Annotated in this window: 14 protein-coding genes; 6 read left to right on the top strand and 8 right to left on the bottom strand. The window is 63.2% G+C overall.

Annotated elements, in window-relative coordinates; translation table 11 throughout:
- Window positions 1–3 precede the first annotated feature (3 nt).
- From ACOSV0_RS23795 to ACOSV0_RS23810, 4 genes are read right to left on the bottom strand one after another with little or no spacing between them, the layout of a single operon-like run.
- Window positions 4–732, bottom strand: a complete 729-nt coding sequence (locus ACOSV0_RS23795) for a DUF2894 domain-containing protein (RefSeq protein WP_434114257.1) — start codon at window positions 730–732, stop codon at window positions 4–6.
- A gap of 1 nt (window position 733) precedes the next feature.
- Entirely contained in the window at window positions 734–1,381 is a 648-nt protein-coding gene (locus ACOSV0_RS23800; protein ID WP_434114260.1) for an OmpA family protein, read from the bottom strand.
- Window positions 1,378–3,732 carry a DUF802 domain-containing protein gene (locus ACOSV0_RS23805; protein WP_434114261.1) on the bottom strand — a complete coding sequence of 785 codons (2,355 nt, stop codon included), beginning with the start codon at window positions 3,730–3,732 and terminating at the stop codon, window positions 1,378–1,380. The genes ACOSV0_RS23800 and ACOSV0_RS23805 overlap by 4 nt, the downstream gene beginning before the upstream one ends.
- Before the next feature lie 10 nt (window positions 3,733–3,742).
- Window positions 3,743–4,510 (bottom strand): DUF3348 domain-containing protein, encoded by a 768-nt coding sequence (locus ACOSV0_RS23810; RefSeq protein WP_434114264.1) that lies wholly within the window; start codon window positions 4,508–4,510, stop codon window positions 3,743–3,745.
- A 336-nt stretch (window positions 4,511–4,846) separates the two neighbouring features.
- On the opposite strand from ACOSV0_RS23810, the gene ACOSV0_RS23815 reads away from it, so the two are divergent.
- Complete coding sequence (locus ACOSV0_RS23815) at window positions 4,847–6,538, top strand: purple acid phosphatase family protein (protein WP_434114266.1); 1,692 nt, start codon at window positions 4,847–4,849, stop codon at window positions 6,536–6,538.
- An 8-nt stretch (window positions 6,539–6,546) separates the two neighbouring features.
- Here ACOSV0_RS23815 and ACOSV0_RS23820 read toward each other — a convergent pair whose 3' ends face one another.
- Entirely contained in the window at window positions 6,547–7,152 is a 606-nt protein-coding gene (locus tag ACOSV0_RS23820) for a ParB-like protein (RefSeq protein WP_434114269.1), read from the bottom strand.
- Between the two features lie 206 nt (window positions 7,153–7,358).
- Here ACOSV0_RS23820 and ACOSV0_RS23825 point away from each other — a divergent pair, with 206 nt between their 5' ends.
- Together ACOSV0_RS23825 and ACOSV0_RS23830 are read left to right on the top strand one after the other, a co-directional pair.
- Entirely contained in the window at window positions 7,359–7,670 is a 312-nt protein-coding gene (locus ACOSV0_RS23825) for a hypothetical protein (protein ID WP_434114272.1), read from the top strand.
- 502 nt (window positions 7,671–8,172) lie between these two features.
- Window positions 8,173–8,766 carry a hypothetical protein gene (locus ACOSV0_RS23830; protein WP_434114275.1) on the top strand — a complete coding sequence of 198 codons (594 nt, stop codon included), beginning with the start codon at window positions 8,173–8,175 and terminating at the stop codon, window positions 8,764–8,766.
- Window positions 8,767–8,790: 24 nt separating this feature from the next.
- Here the strand turns inward: ACOSV0_RS23830 and ACOSV0_RS23835 are convergent, their stop codons facing one another.
- Window positions 8,791–9,303 carry a DUF3455 domain-containing protein gene (locus ACOSV0_RS23835; RefSeq protein WP_434114278.1) on the bottom strand — a complete coding sequence of 171 codons (513 nt, stop codon included), beginning with the start codon at window positions 9,301–9,303 and terminating at the stop codon, window positions 8,791–8,793.
- A 306-nt stretch (window positions 9,304–9,609) separates the two neighbouring features.
- Between ACOSV0_RS23835 and ACOSV0_RS23840 the strand changes: the two genes are divergently transcribed.
- Together ACOSV0_RS23840 and ACOSV0_RS23845 are read left to right on the top strand one after the other, a co-directional pair.
- The gene (locus tag ACOSV0_RS23840) at window positions 9,610–10,761 is read left to right on the top strand and encodes a peptidyl-alpha-hydroxyglycine alpha-amidating lyase family protein (RefSeq protein WP_434114280.1); all 1,152 of its coding nucleotides are present in this window, start codon (window positions 9,610–9,612) and stop codon (window positions 10,759–10,761) included.
- Between the two features lie 242 nt (window positions 10,762–11,003).
- Window positions 11,004–12,326, top strand: coding sequence for an MFS transporter (locus ACOSV0_RS23845; RefSeq protein ID WP_434114283.1), 1,323 nt, complete (start codon window positions 11,004–11,006; stop codon window positions 12,324–12,326).
- Between the two features lie 119 nt (window positions 12,327–12,445).
- Here ACOSV0_RS23845 and ACOSV0_RS23850 read toward each other — a convergent pair whose 3' ends face one another.
- Both ACOSV0_RS23850 and ACOSV0_RS23855 read right to left on the bottom strand, forming a co-directional pair.
- Window positions 12,446–13,738 (bottom strand): TAXI family TRAP transporter solute-binding subunit, encoded by a 1,293-nt coding sequence (locus ACOSV0_RS23850; protein ID WP_434114286.1) that lies wholly within the window; start codon window positions 13,736–13,738, stop codon window positions 12,446–12,448.
- A 108-nt stretch (window positions 13,739–13,846) separates the two neighbouring features.
- A complete protein-coding gene (locus ACOSV0_RS23855) occupies window positions 13,847–14,557 on the bottom strand; it encodes a response regulator (protein ID WP_434116097.1) in 711 nt (236 codons plus the stop codon).
- A 361-nt stretch (window positions 14,558–14,918) separates the two neighbouring features.
- Between ACOSV0_RS23855 and ACOSV0_RS23860 the strand changes: the two genes are divergently transcribed.
- Entirely contained in the window at window positions 14,919–16,832 is a 1,914-nt protein-coding gene (locus ACOSV0_RS23860) for an SPFH domain-containing protein (protein ID WP_434114287.1), read from the top strand.
- Window positions 16,833–16,870: the final 38 nt, after the last annotated feature.

Raw genomic sequence — 16,870 nt, forward strand, 5'->3', positions numbered from 1 at the left:
GCACTAACGCGGTTTGCTCCGGGCGCTTTTCCTCGTGTTTGCGGTGCGAGGCGCATCTTTGGCCGGCAATGCGCCGCCGCCGTTCATCTGCTCCATCCACGACAAAGCGTCGACATACGACAGGAACTGCTGGAGATACCCAGGCGACAGTTCGCGCATCAGCGAGAGCGACCGATGCACGAGGCTGCTCGAATTGAGCGGACCGGCATTACCCGGCGCTTTCTTTAGCGACTGCCGCAACTGTTTCTCGGACCGAACCCTGGACCAGGTCTCCCGGAAGTAACCGAGTGCTTCCAGTTCCGGATAAGAGGCGTGGCGGGGGGCGGCCGCTGCAGGGTCGTTTCCATCGGCTGGCGCGTGGGCGATGTAGTTGACCAGTTCAGCCAGCGCTCCGCGAACGGCTTCGGCGGATGATGAGACGATGCGGACGCTAGCGTTGGCGTCGGTATCGGTGCTGGTGTCAGCGCCAGTTTCTGCATCGGCGGCCCCGGACGCAGCCCGTTCGAGATCGTCAGCATAAGCCTTGATCAGTTTGGACAGCCTGTCGTCCAGCAGACGCCGAACCTCGCCGCTATGGCCGGCCGCCCGCCGATCCAGCGCCTCGATGAAATGAAAGCGGATAGGATCCAGACGATCGGCGCCGCGCTTGCGCCATGCGTCGAGCGTTGCCCGCACGTCGCTTGTCTCAGCGCTCGCGCCATCGTCATCGCTCGCACTATCCAAACGAATCACGCTACTCACCGGGCTTCACCGTCGCAGTCGAAGGCCTCGGGACCGGTGCTATTTCCACGCGCCGGTTTTTGGCCCGGCCCTGGTCGTCGGCATTCGAACTGACGGGCTGCTGGGAACCGAACGCGGCCGCGAATACGGACGAGGAAGGAACGCCGGCATCGATCAATGCCCGGGTCACCGTCAGCGCGCGCTGGGCCGACAGCTCCCAGTTATCGGCAAAGCGACGGTTAGCCTCACGCACCTGCCGGTCATCGGTAAAGCCGCTCACCATCAGGATCTCGTCATTGGTCTTGAGGTAAGCGGACAGCGGCCCAGCGAGGCTCTTTAAAACATCCCGTCCTTCGGGCTGCAACTGATCGGAGTTCAACGCGAACAACACGCTGCCGTTAATGCCGATGCGTCCGTTGACCAGCGTCACGCGGCCCGCTGCCAGCGGGCCTGCCAGCGCCTGCTCCAGGGTCTTGCGACGCTGCGTTTCCATCTGACGCTGCTTGACCTCCTGCTCCAGCCTGGTCGACAGTTCCAGTTGCACGCCGATGACGCCCACCAGGATCAGCACGAAGGCGCCCAGCAGCACCGACATCAGGTCGCCGAAAACAGGCCATATGGGCGCCGCCGTCTCTACGCCGCCGTCGATTTCCTCGCTCATGCGGCTTCAGCTCCCGCAGCCGCCCGTTGACCGGCGAGCTGTTGCAGATCTTCGACGATCTGCTTCTGCGACATCACGCTCAGGTCGATCACTTCTCTCGCCTGCGCAACGTAATAGGCCAACTGCTCGTCGCTGCGCGCGAGGGATTTGTCCAGCGCGGCTTCGATACGCTGCAGGTGCGCGACCAGCGTGGTGTTCGACTCGCCGAACACCTGGACGGCCGCGCCGAATGCTTCGCCGAGGCTCGCCACTTCGACGGCGCTGCCGGTGACCTGAGCCGCAATCGCGCCCAGCTTGCCGGTCTCGAGCTCGACCTTGTCGGTGAAACGGGTGCCGACACGATCCAGCAGATCGGCCGACGTGGCGACCAGCGCGTCGACGGCCGAGCGTTGTTCGGTGGAGGCGTGGTTCACGGCATCGAGCAGCGTTTCGAGCGTTGCCAGCAGGCGGCTGCGTTCCTCCAGCATCGCGGTGTCGCGAACCATGCTGTCGGAGAGTTTCTGACGCAATTCGGCGACGACTTCCGCCGCGGCCTTGGGCGCTTCCGACGCGGCTTGCACGAGTTGCCCGATCTCGGCGATCGTGCTGCTCGCGTGCGCCTGGGTCTGGGACGCGATGTCGCGCGCGGTTTGCGCCAGCGTGTCGCAGATCTCCTGCTGCCGGCTCGCGGTGCGCGTACCAGCCTGTTCCCACTCCTTGCTCAACGCCGTGGCCATCGAACCGAGCGTCTCGGTCCAGGCCGCCAATCGCTGCTGGTCCCGCGCTGCGAGTTCCGCCTGCAGATTGGCCGCGGCCTTGGGGGCCTCCGCAGCCGCTTGTACGAGCCGGTCGATTTCGGCGATCGTGCTGCTCGCGTGCGCCTGGGTCTGGGTTGAGATGTCGCGTGCGGTTTGCGCCAGCGTGTCGCAGATCTCCTGCTGCCTGCTCGCGGTACGTGTACCCGCTTGCTCCCACTCCTTGCTCAACGCAGCGGCCATCGAACCGAGCGTTTCGGTCCAGACCGTCAGCCGTTGCTCGTCTCGTGAGGCCAATGCCGCCTGCAAATCCGTATGCGACTGTCCCACTGCGTGCAGCAGCGACGCCGAGTGCTGTTCGAAGGTCGCCGCGGCGGCGGCCAGGGCTTGCTGATTGTGGCCAGCCAGCTTCTCGCCGGCTTGCTCTTGCCGTGACAGGGCCTCGTTCCATGCAGCCGACACGCTGCCCGCCGTTGCGTCCAGGCGCGAGGAAACGCCTTCCAGCAGACCGGCCGAGCGGTGCTCGAAAGTCTCGGTGAATCGATCCAGCGACGTGCCCAGATGCTCGGTGAGCGCCTCGCTCGATCGCCGATGTTCCTCAAGCGCTTTGTTCCAGATGCCGGCGACAGTGGCGGTCGTGGTCTCGAATCCGCTCGAGAGCCCGTCCAGTTGCCGCTGCACGGCGTGCGTGACGGTCTCGTGCAGCGAGGCTGTCTCGCGCGCGAGACCCGCCATCGTGGCCTGCATGACCGGCTGCAGCGCCGCGCTGGCGGCGCGGGTGCTTTCGGCGACGCTGTCCTTCAACGACTGCTCCACGGAGGAAGCGAGGCGCGTGTAGGCGGCCTCGGCTTTGCCGTGGAAGGCGTCCTGGCTGGCGATCAGCCGCTCGTTTGAGGCGAGACTCTGCTGCTCGATGGCCGCCATCATCGTCTGCAGACGATCGACCAGCGTGGGCATCATCTCGGCCTGCCGCTGCAGGAGCTTGAAGCTTTCCTCGCGCTGATGCGTCTGTGAATAGATGCGCAAGGTCGTGGCGATCTTCACGTCGAGCATCTGCGCGGCGTCGATCCGCTCGCGACGGCACAACGCGGAAAGCAGTCCCAGCATCGCGGATGTGGCCACACCCGCAATCGAGGTGCCGAAGGCAAAGCCCAGCCCCTTGACCGGCGCGGCGAGCGACGCACGAATAGCCTGCAGGTCCGTCGCGCTTTCCAGCGCCATGCCGGTGCCGCGCAGGGTCGCCACCATGCCGAGGAGCGTGCCGAGCATGCCCAGCAACACGAGCAGGCCGACCAGATACGGCGTCAGCGCCGGGCCCGGCAGAGCCACGCGCTCACCCTCGACGCGCAGGCGCGCCGCATTGCGCAGGCTGGGATGCAACGTATCAAGCCAGGCGCCCAGGCCGGGTGGCGGCGCGGACAGGCCGGCAACCGCACGCGTCAGCGTGGACGTGGCCTGGCTGTAGCGTCGCAGTTCGAGCGCACCCGCCACGTAGCAGGCGCCAATCAACAGCGTGACCGCGAACGCCAGCGGATTCGAGCCGACGTAGCCGACACCGATCCAGCTCACCGCGGCCAGACCTACGAGAAAAACGACAAGATTGAGATATCTGGACATAGTGTCCCAGTTAGCTGGTGCGAAGGGCCGCGAGCAACCCTTCGACCGGTTGTAAACGAATTTCCAGTTCGGCCAGCAATACGCTCTGCATATCCTTGCGGAACGCGTCCAGCCAGGCGCCGGGCGTGGCGGGTGAGGCCGTGGCGGCGTTCTCCGGGGCGTCGGTTTCGGCATCGGCGCCGGCTAGCGTCTGTTGCTCCGCCAGGCGCAAACGCTCGAAGTGCCCCGCCAGCATCCCGGGCACGGTGGCCAGCAGGCTCCGCTCGCGTTCGCTGAGCGCGCGCTCCATCACGGCGTCCACTACCGCGAGCCGGGCCATGGCGGGCGTTCTGGCGGCCAGCATGGCGCGCAGGCGGCCGCGCAGGTTGCCGACGCCTGTCTCCATCGACTGCTGCATGGCGACGTAGCGCTGACGAAAAACCGCGTAGTCGGCCGGCGCATCCGCGGGCGCTCCCTGAGCGAGCGCTTGCGCCGCAGACCCGCGACGCTTTGCGGCGGCAAACACGCTATCGCCGGTGATGGCACTCGCCAGCGACGCGCGCACGCGAGCGCACTCGCTCTCTTCGGCGTCGCCGAAGGTTCTTGCGCCGGCGGCGACCGCAGGCGGATTGTTGTTCAGCGCCGAGGACAACGCGATCGCGTCGGTCCAGCCGAGCCACTGGCTGAGCCGGTCCGAGAGCGATTGGCTGGATTCGGGAACGTCGACGTCCGTCAGGCGAGCAAGTAAACGAATGAGCGCCGGGCCACTGAAAGCTGTGCGCTGTGGGGCTTGCACCATACCACCAGAGTCAAAAAAGTCAGCAGTTTACACGGCGGCGGGGTGAGGGATGCAGCCCCTTAATGAATGGGGCTGCCGAACCCGGGATTTCGGCGTGACAGCCAAGCCGTTCGTGACGTCTCGATTCCGGCCGCAATGCGCCGCCGCCGCGCCTGAAAAAGCCGATCGGCATTTTGCCACGTCCGGTCATTTCATCCGGCTGTCATAGCTTCACGACTAGGATGCCCCATCACCCCTGTCGCGCCCTGGTCCGGCACGGCAATCGCGGCTCACGTCGCACTGTGAGCCTGCCGTCCGGATTGGCGACCTTCCACCTCCCCTACAAAAACACCAGCCATGTCGAACAAGAAAATCGCTCAAGATTTGCCGACCGATCAGGGCGCCAGCATCGTCTCGCGCCGCGGGTTTTTGAAGTTTGCCGGTGCGTCGAGCCTGGCCACCGCCGCGGGCACGCTCGCTTCGGCGGCACGGGCCGCGAACGGTGCGCCCGACGGCACGCCGGAGCAGATCCACCTGACCTGGGGCAACGATCCGACGAGCGAGGTCACCGTGTCGTGGGCGTCGCCGGCGCCGGCAGTCAATCCGAAGGTGCGCTTCGGCGGTGCGGGCGCGACGAAAGACACGGTGCACGGCGTTCAAAGCACCTATACCGATGGCATCAACGGCGAGGTCGTGTTCACCTACCACGCGCGTCTGCGTGGCCTGAAGGCCGACACGAGCTACGAATACGAGGTGAGCGCCGACAACGACAGCAATGCGGCGCAGCCCTTTACCGCGAGCTTCCGCACTGCGCCCCGCGGCCGCGCGCCGTTTCGCTGGACGAGCTACGGCGATCTCGCGACGCCCAACACCGGCTGGGTCCTGTCGTCGCCGCAGAGCCGTTTTGCGGTTCAGGCGGTCGAGCGGTTTCAGCCCCTGTTCCACTTGCTCAACGGCGATCTCTGCTACGCCAATCTGAACCCGACGCACCAGCCCGACGTATGGCGCGATTTCGGCAACAACTGCCAGACCTCGGCGTCGAACCGTCCGTGGATGCCTTGCCCGGGCAATCACGAGCTCGAATTCCACAACGGCGAACAAGGTCTCGCGTCGTATCTCTCGCGCTATACGCTGCCTGAAAATCACACGCGCTTTCAGGGGCGCTGGTACAGCTTCCGCGTGAGCTCGGTACTCTTCATTTCGCTCGATGCGGACGACGTGGTCTATCAGGATGCCGCCGCGTTCGTTGCCGGTCCGAGCCCACTCGTGCCGGTCGCGAGCACCGGCAATCCGCCGATTCAGCCGGGCACGTCGCTCTATGTGCGTGGCTATAGCGAGGGCGAGCAGACCCGCTGGCTCGAGCGGACCTTGCGCCGGGCAGCGGAAGACGACGAAGTCGACTGGATCATCGTGCAGATGCATCAGGACGCGCTGAGTTCGTCGAAGACCGGCAACGGTTCGGACAAGGGCATCCGTGAAGCCTGGCTGCCGCTGTTCGACCGCTACGGCGTCGACCTGGTGCTGTGCGGACATGACCATGATTACGAGCGCAGCTATCCCGTGCGCGGCTGCAATCACAACAAGGGCACCGATATCGCCACGGGGCGCGTGGTCGATACGTTGCAGCCGCGGCCGGTGATGTCGGCGGTGTCGTCGGGGGCGTCGACGTTCGATACGAGTCACGGCACCATTCACCTGATTCTCGGCGGCGGCGGGACGAGCGCGCCGCTCGATGTGTATGGGGTGGATGCCGGTACCGGCTTGCCGCAGGCGCGCATTTTCACGCGGCCGAATCGTCCGGTTGCCGGGACGGCTGCGGGTACCTTCGTACGCGCGAGCGCGGATGCGGTTGAAGATGCGATCTGGTCGGCACAACGCGATACCGGGACGGGTTACGGCATCGCGGTGTTCGATCATGATCCGGGGCATCCGGGCGGCGAGACCACGGTGACGATGAACTACTATCACGCGCCGGGGGCGGACCAGAACCCGACGCAGAACTATGAGTTGTTCGAAACGATCGAGTTGAAGAAGAAACGGCGAGGGTAAGCTCGACGTTATTTCAGCCGTCGCGATCTGAAGCCCGGCAGCGTCCGGGCGTCAGGACTCCACGCAAGGTGGACGGCCTGCTCGACGGCTGCCTTGAACTGCGCGTCGCTCGTCCATATCGGAATGCGCGTGCGAAAAAAATCCGCCCACTGAAACTCGGCGAAAGGTTCGGGCGTCTTCAGATAGCCTCCTGCGTCCCGCACGAACGCGGCAATGCTGCGGTACGGGTCGTCGGTGAGGGCGGAGACTTCGTCGGGAATCGCGGAAATGGCGCGCAGGATGCCGCGTTCGTCGTAGGGATGCACCCAGCGTTTTGCAATCACCGTGTCCCAGAACTTCTCGTCCGCCAATTGCGACAGATCGTCGACGACCATGGCGAATGCTTTTTTGATGCCGCCATCCCACAGCGCACGCGCGAGGTGATGGTGGTCGATGACGTAGTGTTTGTCACGCTTGCCGATGACGGTTGGAATCGGCGCGCTTTTCAGAAAGTCTTTCAAAGACTTTGCATCCATCGCCAGAAGGTGTTTTCGTTTTGCGTCGACTTCCAGCATGCCCACCGTTGCCTGAAGCGGGCGCAGTTGTTCAATGTCGACACTCGTTATCTTTGCCATCGATGAGCCTCCTTATCCGGGGGCCATTCTACTGCGGCGCTTAATTCGACAGCCCGTTTTCACTATCTCTCGCTCGCGCGAATTTTTTTCGATGCACCCGCGCTTCACGGTCGTACCTGGACTCCTGCGGATAGACGCGGTAGGCTGTGAGTGCTGGTGACTCTGTTTGGCTATGCTGGTCTTAAACGACAACGTGGAGCCTGCACATGGACGTGAGCACGGAAACGCTGGTGGAATTGCTACGGGAAGTCGAAGCCAACGACCCGATCGACTACGCGGACCTTCCATTTGGAGAACAGGAACTCAGGCGCCTTGTCATGAGTTCACTCGTCGAGCGTCACCACATGGTCGAAGCAGGCAATATGTCGATCTCCGACATCCACGCGCTGTATCTGCTGAGCACCGCCAAGCTTGTTCTCGAGAATACGGTGCTGCACGCGCGGCTGCTTCTGCTCCAGGGGCAACAGGTCGATGTGCGCTCACTGTTGGCACCGTTTACGCTCAGGGGCAAACCTTAACGGGCGGTAGCAGTTTCTGCACCACGCCGCGCACGGATCGTCGGATGAATCGTGCGTGCATTGATCGCGCATCGATCACAAAGGGAACTAGCTCGTTGCCGACAAAAAGCTGACAACTCCGGACGAGAAAATTGTCTCTCCCGAGGCGAATGTTCTACTACATCGCCGTGTAGTCCCGCGTGGCCGCGATGCGGAGAATACCCGCGCGGGCCCGCACTCCCGTACGGATTTCGCGGCCATTCAGCACAGATTGTTTTTTCGCATTAGCATACGAAGCATGCCCAGTGCCGTCCGGCGGCGTGAATCCCCGGACCCTTTTGCCGCTGGACGATCAACGTGTGCGGGCCACGCAGTCATCCCCACATCAATCCATCGCAGGCTCAGACTGCGAACCTGCCGTTCGACATGGTCTCAGGGCGAACGGCTCTCATCAATCCAATCGTCTCGATTGAACGAATCGTTGGTTAATATGAGGAATGTACGCAGATCATTGATAGTCGGAGTGCTTCTCATCGAGCTGGTATTCGGCGCTTTTTTACTGTTACAAAAAAGCCATCGCTCGACGGCCGACACCGACGTCACGACGAACGGCTCAGTGGAAGTGGCCGCGGTTTCCCCGCAATCGGGCGACACCCATGTGATCGCGGGAAGTGTGGTCGGCGCAGCGCCGCTCTCGGGCAACGCGGCGACCGGCTCCGGGCAGTCCACGGTTGGGACAGTGGTGCCGGCATCGGACTCGCAGCCAGTTAAAGCCGTCGAACAGGCGCCACGGCCGGCCACGCGAGCACGCGAATCGGTCGCCGCTCGTGGTCACGTTGAATCGAAGACCGACCCAGCTTCACGAACCGAAAGCAGGAGTGACAGTCTGCATCGTCATGGCCTGAATCCGGTTGCCTCCGCGATGACGGATCAACTGGTCAAACAATCCGCCGGACTCGATCCGTCATTGCCGCCTCCGCCGGTGCAGCCTGGCCGTAACGATCCATATCGTCCCGGCTCGAATCCGGTTGCGGCTGCGATGACGGATCAGCTTGTCAAAGAGTCGGCGAAACTCGATCCATCACTGCCGCCGCCGAGCCAGCCCAACCTGAAGTAAGCGCGCGACACGAAGCGTGGGCTGCTACCGGTAGAACACGTAGTCCGCGAGATAGGGCGAGCTTCCGGTCTCATGTTCCGTCGAACACGGCGCCGTTGGCGCTAACCCGCCGACGGTATGCACGCGCTGCACATACCGCACTGCTGACAGTGTGCCGTTGCCGGACGTGCTATGCGTTTCGAGCAACAGTTGCGGTATGCTCGCCCGCGTTTCGCTGGGCTGCTGTGCGAGCACATGGCCTACGATCCGGCTGCCGTCTTCCGCTTCCCAGGACGGCCCTGCGCCGTGTCGAACCGCGGCGTGACCGCTCGCGTCGTAGAGCGTGGCTTGCGGACTCTTGAACACCCATCGCAGACTATGCTGCGCGTCGAATTCACACGAATAGTTCTGCACGCCGGACGCGGCGAGTGTCATCACACGCTCGGCCTGGGGTGGGTCGATGGATGCATTCGACGGACTCGCGGGTGGCATGGCACACGCGGCTAGCATGGATACGGCGATGGTGGCGAAGCTTGCTTGCGAAACATTCCTGAGCATGGATATCACCTCGAGTGACGCGCGGCGCGTGGCGGTTGCGGCCGTTGAGCACGGCTCGTGAACCGGATAGTCGGGATAGTACGCGTGATCTGATGCATGCCGGGAATCTGCGTGCACCTCTGCCTCGGCTTCTACCTGGACGCGGTTGACCCGAAGCCGATCGGCAACACCCACTCGGTGTATCCTCCCGCGTGTAGGACCTGCTGCGCCTGTTATTCGGACATGCCGTGTATATCTTCGCGAAAACCCGGCGCGAAAACCGACAACGTCGCTGTCCCGCACAGCGAGCGAAAAGGAGACAAGCCAATGAACGACAACCAGTCGTACTCCTGTCTGTGCTGTAGCGATTCCCCGAGCGCGGTCTTTACCCGGCGGCGCTTTCTCACCCTGGCAGCCGAAAGCGCTGCGGCGCTTGCTCTCTTCCCCAGTCTCGCCTACGCGGATTCTGTCCCGAGCATCGCTTACGAGTCGGTTCCCAATCTGCTGCGTCTTCCAAACGACGTCTATTTTGGCGAGTGCTCCGGCGTGAGCTTCAACTCGAAGGGGCATATTTTTGTGCTCTCGCGCGGCAACTCGATCGGCCCGGCCTACGGCGCGGCCGCGGCCCAGCTCCTCGAGTTCGCGCCGGACGGTCGGTTCGTCCGCGAAATCGGCCACAACCTCTATGCCTGGTCGTTCGCACACACGGTCAAGGTGGACCGGCACGACAACATCTGGGTGACCGACAAGGGCTCCGACATGGTGATCAAGTTCACCCCGGAGGGACGCGTAGCCATGGTGTTTGGCCGCAAGCAGGAAGCGGCGGACGAGGAAACCGGTCCGCTCAAGCATCCGAATCCGCCGTTGCCGTCGGAGCCGGGCCGCTTCAGACAGGTCACCGACGTTGCGTGGGACAGCGCGGACAACACCTATATCAGTGACGGATATATCAACTCCCGCGTGGCGAAAGTCGACAAGGACGGCAACTGGCTCAAGTCGTGGGGCGACCGCGGGACCGGTCCGGGTCAGTTCCATACGCCGCACAGCATCGCCGTCGATGCCAAAGGTCTCGTCTACGTCGCGGATCGCAGCAACCGTCGCATTCAGGTCTTCGACGGCGAGGGCAATTTCCAGCGGCAGTTCACGATCGACGTACCGGTACCGCCCGGCGCCCAACCTGCAATCGGCAACGTGCCGGACGAAGCCACGATAGCCGCCGGCACTTTTGCACCAGGCTCACCGTGGGCGATCTGCATTTCTCCGGGCCCGAATCAGGTGCTCTACAGTTCCGACGCGTTTCCGGGGCGCATCTACAAAATGACGCTCGAAGGAAAACTGCTTGGCGTGCTGGGTCAATCCGGCAAGCAACTGAAGCAGTTCGGCTGGATTCATCAAATGGCGTGTCCTTCCGAGAACGTGCTGTATGTCGCCGAGCTTCTTAACTGGCGCGTGCAGAAGCTCCTGTTGCGTCCTTCATAGCCAGGGTTGGCCGATCAACCTCGATAACGCCGCGCCCGGCTTTCGTCTCTTCACGCTCGCGCCGACGCCGACGCCGATAACGTAAACGCTATCGGCCCATCCGGTTTCCTCATTGGAGCCGATGCCTGCACGTCCGTACACTTGTCGCTCGGTGCGTGCAAGTGAGCATCGCGTTGCGCAGCGCTAAAAGACGCCACTGACGATGATGAATGGCCACCAGACCATCTGGACGGAGACACGATTTGGACAAAGACATCATTCCCGTATCGGCCGCGGCGGCGCAGCCTGCCCGCTTCAATTTTCGCTGGCACGTTCTGATCTGGTTGCTGATCGGCGGGATCATCAACTATATGGACCGCGCCAGTCTTTCGATTGCCGCGCCCGGAATGATTCAGGAGCTTGGCCTGACACGCACGCAGATTGGTCTGCTCGGGAGCGTGTTCGCGTGGACCTATGCGGTGATGCAGTTACCGGCGGGCTGGGTGATCGACCGTTTCGGCGCGAAGCGTGCGTATGCGCTCGGCATGATCTGGTGGAGTGTTGCGACGTGGCTGACGGGCGTAGTGGGTTCGATCTCCGGCCTGCTCGTGATGCGTGCGTTGCTCGCGGTGGGCGAGGCGCCGTGCTGGCCGACCTCGGCGAAAATCACGGCGGCGTGGTTCCCGGCCAAGGAACGCGGCTTTGCGACCGGCGTGTGGGATTCGTCGTCCAAGTGGGGACCGGCACTCGCGCCCGCCATGCTGGTTGCGTTAATGGTCGCGTTCGGCTGGCGCTCGCTATTTCATGTCACCGGCGCGGTTGGGATCGCGTTCGCGCTCCTGTTCCTGTTGCTGTATCGCAATCCGGTCGACAGCAAACGACTGTCGAAGGACGAGCTCACCTATATCGAAGCGGGTGGCGGCGGTCACGAACGGTCGCTCGCGACCTCCTCGCTCAAATGGCGTTCGCTGTTCGGCCGCCGCAGCGTGTGGGGCATGATCCTCGGCTACTTTTGCACCATCTGGCTCTGGAACATTTTCCTGGTGTTCTTGCCGCTCTATCTGCTCGACCGTTTTCACATCTCGTTCGCGCAACTCGGTGTGGTCGCGGGCATTCCGTGGGCGGGCGGCGCGCTGGGTGAAATCGCGGTCGGCTATCTGGCGAAGAAAATCGTCGACCGCCATCTCGCCTCGGCGATCGATGCGAAGCGGCTATTGATTGCGTGCTGCTCGGCAGGCGCGGCGGTGTGCGCGATCGCGTTGCCGTTCACTCATGCGCTCAGCGTGACACTCGTGCTGTTCACCGTCGGCCTCGCTTTCATTGCGGCCGTGGTCGGCTCGGCATGGGCGCTCGCGGCGGATATCGCGCCGTCGTCGATGATTGCGTCGGTGAGCGCGATCCAGAATTTTGGCGGCTATTTCGGTGGGGCGTTTTCGCCGGTCGTCGCGGGTTTTATTGTCGACCGCACCGGCTCTTATGCGCTCGCATTCATCTCCGGCGGCATCATTGCCGGATGTGCGGCGCTGTTCTACTGGTTTATGGCCCGCCAACCGATCGTCGACGAAGCGGCCGCGCCGGCGGGCTGATGCGGGGCCGCGCACGAGGCCGCCATGCTCGACCAGTTCGCGGTCAGCATGGCGCCTGACTTCGCTTCACTGGGTCAGGACCTCTGCGCCCGAGCTGGCGTCACGCCCTCACTGCGCCGCTATTGCTCCCTTGCTACACGGGCAATTCGATCCCGGACGACGCCAATCGCCTGTTTGAGCGCGTAGACATCCTGGAAGTAACGCTGCGGCATCCGGATCTGATTGGCATGCGCGTCGATGTGTTCGATCTCGTCCTGCCATTGTGCAATCTGGTCCCGCGTAGGACGGCTGTTTTTCCATATCTCGTCTTCGAGCGCCTTGATCTCGCGATACCAGACCACCAGGCGTTTCTTTATCCGCGCCTCCGCCATACGCGGCAGCGCCTGTAGCAAGCCCAGCAGCAATGCCATGAAGGGGAGCAGGATCAAGAGGCGTCGTTCGATAAAGCTGGCTAGCCAGAATGGCAGGTAGCGCTGCAGGAAGGGACGCCCGGTTTTGAAGTAGCGCTCGCTCTCGTCGGAAAGAGGAAATTCCTCGGTGTTCAGATTCGGAAACACGCCGAGCGGCGTGAAGTAGTCTTCACCGCCGTGGACCGTTTTGGCCGCGTCCAGCAACAGATAGACCAAGGCGGGGTGCAGCGTGTCTTTGGCGACGAGCAAGGCAGTGGCAGCGAGTAGCGTGACGTCGGTTTGCGGCAGATCGTTGGCGATGCTGGTCGCCGCACGCGGGAAAATAACCTTGGATAGCGACGGGAATTTCTGCACCAGCGCATCGGCCTGCGCAAAGCTCATCAGTTTGAGATTGCTGTTCAGCAGCGTTGTCTGCATCGGCGCATCGGGCCTGCCGATAAAGAAAGCCGCATCCAGTTGCCCGCTTTCGAGCGCCTGATAGGCCCTGGTTGCGTCCATTTCGAGCAACGTCGTATTGTCCCGCGTGACACCGCTGTACCCGAGCAATACCTGGGAGACGTTCAGCAGGCCGCTGCCGGGAACGCCGATTGAAACCTTCTTGCCGCGTAGTTGCGCCAGCCGGTTGATGGTGGGCTCGCCACGGTAGAACACCCAGATCGGTTCATAGGAGACGGCGGCGATCGTCTTCAGGTCGTCGGTTTCTTTCGGGCTGGTGGTGCCGGACTGGATAAAACCGACTTCGTATTCGCTGTTCGGATCTCTCAGGCGCTGATAGTTTTCACTCGAACCCGATGAACTGCGGATATCGAGCTTGATGCCGTCACGCTTCAGGATGGGGGCATAGCGATCGGCAAAGCCGCGATAGATCCCGTTGTCCGCGCCGGTTGTGATGACGATCGTGTGCCGGAAAGCGGGTTCGAGTATGACGGCTATTCCCCAACCGAGCAGCGCCATCAACAGTATCGTGCCGGCAATGAGAAGCCGCCGGCGACCCGGTGTCATGGCAGGTTTTTCGTTGCGATGAAGCGCTGGGTTGTGCCTGGGCATTGTTCGCCTCTCTAACAGCCAGCCTGGATAATGCAGTGCCTGGAACGCCTTGTCTACATCCGCTCAAGGTCGCGCGCCGTCGGGCACGAAGACGTAGCCATGACTGCGGACGGTCTGGATGAACCGCGGAGAGGAGGGGTTCGTTTCGAGCAGCCTGCGCAGCCGCCACACCTGGACGTCGACCCCCCGGTCGGTATGATCGTCTTCCGGGCCATGCAGCAATTCAAGCAGGCGTTCCCGGGTCAGTGTCCGCATCGGGTTACTGACGAAGATCTTCAGCAGCGCGAATTCTCCCGCCGATAGTATGTGCCGGTTGTTCTCCATGTTGAGCGTGCGTAACTGAAGGTCCAGCGTGAACGGACCGATTCCGACGACTTCGGGTTCGCCCCGCACGGTAACCGGCGCCGACTGGGTTCGTCGACGCAAGACGGCCCGCATGCGCGCAAGAAGTTCGCGAGGATTGAACGGCTTGCCGATGCAGTCGTCGGCGCCCATTTCGAGTCCGACGATCCGATCCGTGTCGTCGGGCCCTGAGGCGAGGATTACCGGGACGGTATTGCCGTCGGCGCGTAGTTTGCTCAGCGCGGCGAGCCCGCTCACGCCGTGCATGATCTGGTCGAGGACGATCAGATCGGGTGGCTCCCGCTCGATCTGCTCCCCGAGCGATCGCATCTCATGCAAAACGGATACCGCCATTCCCTCTCGTCCGAGAAAATCGGCCAGCGAGCCGAGTAGTTCGACATCGTCGTCAACGACCAGTATTTGAGTTGCCATAGTAAGAAAATCGAACGCATAGGCCGGCAAGCAGGGTTGCAGCAACGTTGGCTGCCCTATCACGGTTGCCGGGTTTGCCGCGCCGGCTTTCGGTGCCGTCAGGCGGCTCGTGACTCGCAAACGTTGTGCTCCAGCTTCTTTAACGGAGCACCGTGCGGCAATCCGTCGGTGGGTTTTGATTTTTTATTTTGGCGTCGCGATCGTGTCGATGGTCTCAAGCATCCGGCGTGACGGTGCGGGATAACCTTGAGTTTCCTACCCTGGCGCGCTAAATTGCGGCTCGCGGCTTATCGCGCTTGCCTTCGGGGCGCTGTCCACGACCCCAATCACCCGGTTTGTAACGTGTTCGCAAGGAATACTGATGTCGGATCGGCCTGCCGGCGAAGAAAACGATGTATACGAGCAACCGTCCGGGCGTAGCGAAACTTCGCTGACTGGGTGGGTTGCCGCGGGTCTTGCGGTCCTGCTCGGCGCCCTGAGCTTTTTGAAAACCCTGCCCGTCGATCTGCGCTGGAGCGCGGTGCTGGCGAGCGCGTGCCTGAACGTGTTCATCGTCACGCTATGGCAGGCGGCAATGACACGCACGCCACGTGATCCGGTGCAGGAGTCAGGCTGGAAGCGGGGCGTAAGCTTCATCAGGCAACTTGTCCGGCAAGATGCCGAGGCGCCGTCATTGAACCTCGCGCTCCAGGATTTCCACTGGCAACCGTGGGGCGTGGCCGTATGCGGCTGTCTTTCCGTTGCGATCGCCGCGACGGCGTTGCAGCCTTTTTCTCCCGCCGCGCTAATTCACGCGATGGTCTCGTCGTCGTTTGTGATCGTTAGCGGCGCAGCGGCGCTGACGCTGGCTTTTCTCACGCTCGTTGCCGAACGCTTCTATGCACAGGACGCGGCGCAATCCCGTGCCTCGCTATCGGCGTCGCTCGCCGGCATGCTGCGCGTTCTGGTGGTGTGTGCGCTCGCCGCGGCGTTGTCGGCGGCGTGGCTGGTCTACCTGCATACGGCGCTCGATCTGCTGGTGCATGTCGCGGCGGTGTTCACTGCGGCGATTGCCGTCGAAATGATGATCCGCGCCACGCTTCTGTGGTTCTTCACCCCGCGCACGGCGGCAAACGTAGCGCATGTGCCGTCGAGCATCGTCGCCGGAATGCTGCGTTATCGCCGCTCGCCGTTCTCGTCGATCGGCGCCGAGTTGCATGACCGCTACGGTATCGATCTGCGTCAGAACTGGGTGCTGCGCAGTTTTGTGCGGCTGTTGCCCGTCACCGTCGTGGCGATGGTGGCGTGCGCGTGGCTGTTGACGTCCGTTGTCGTGCTGGGCCCGTCGCAGCGCGCGGTGTACGAACGGTTCGGTGCGCCGGTCGCGGTTTGGCCGCCGGGTCTGCACTTCGGTATGCCCTGGCCGTTCGGCAAGGCGCGCGTTGTCGACAACGGCGCCGTGCATCAGATCATCGTATCGGGCGGCGCCGACGACAGCAGCGTCGCGGCGCCAGCCACGTCCGCGGATGGCCCGACGCCCGAACAGTTGAATCGTCTTTGGGACGTCGAGCATCCCTGGGATACGAGTCAGGTGATCGCGGGCGCCACCGGCGAGCAGCAGAGTTTTCAGATCGTCAATGCCGACGTGCGGCTCGACTACCGCGTGGGCTTGAGCGATACGGCGGCGCGGGCGGCGCTGTACCGCTCGGTCGATCCGGAGAGCACCGTTCGCTCGATCGCCAATCGCGAGGTGGTGCATTACCTCGCCTCGCATACGCTGCAGGCTTTGCTTGAGACGAGTCAAACCGTCATGGCCGAGAGCGTGCAGCGTGCCGTTCAACGGCAACTCGACCAGCTCGCCAGCGGCATCGAAGTCGTGGCGGTGGTGATCGAGAGCGTGCATCCGCCGACGGGAGCGGCCGCGGCCTATCACGACGTGCAGGCCGCGCAGATTCGCGCGCAGGCGAGTGTCGCCGAGGCGCACGGTTTTGCGGCGGGCGTGCTCGGCAACGCGCAGCAACAGGCGCTGGCGGGCGTCGCGCAGGCGAGCGCCCGGGCGGCCGACACGATGGCGGCGGCGCGTGTGCAGCAAATCAATTTCGAAGCCGACACGATCGCATACCGGCTTGGCGGACCGGCGTTTCCCTTCGAGTACTACCTGAGCAAGTTGCAGCAAGGATTGCAGAACGCGCGCATCACGGTGATCGACGACCGGCTGACTGCCGAGCGCCGGGCCACCATCGACCTGCGCTCGTTGACTGCGGGCGACCTCGCCGGGATTCCGCACGGCAATTGACGTCTTTGCTGCGTCGCACGCGCGTCAGCGTCATGCAG

The sequence above is a fragment of the Paraburkholderia caffeinilytica genome, assembly GCF_051027425.1.
GTDB lineage: Bacteria > Pseudomonadota > Gammaproteobacteria > Burkholderiales > Burkholderiaceae > Paraburkholderia > Paraburkholderia caffeinilytica_A.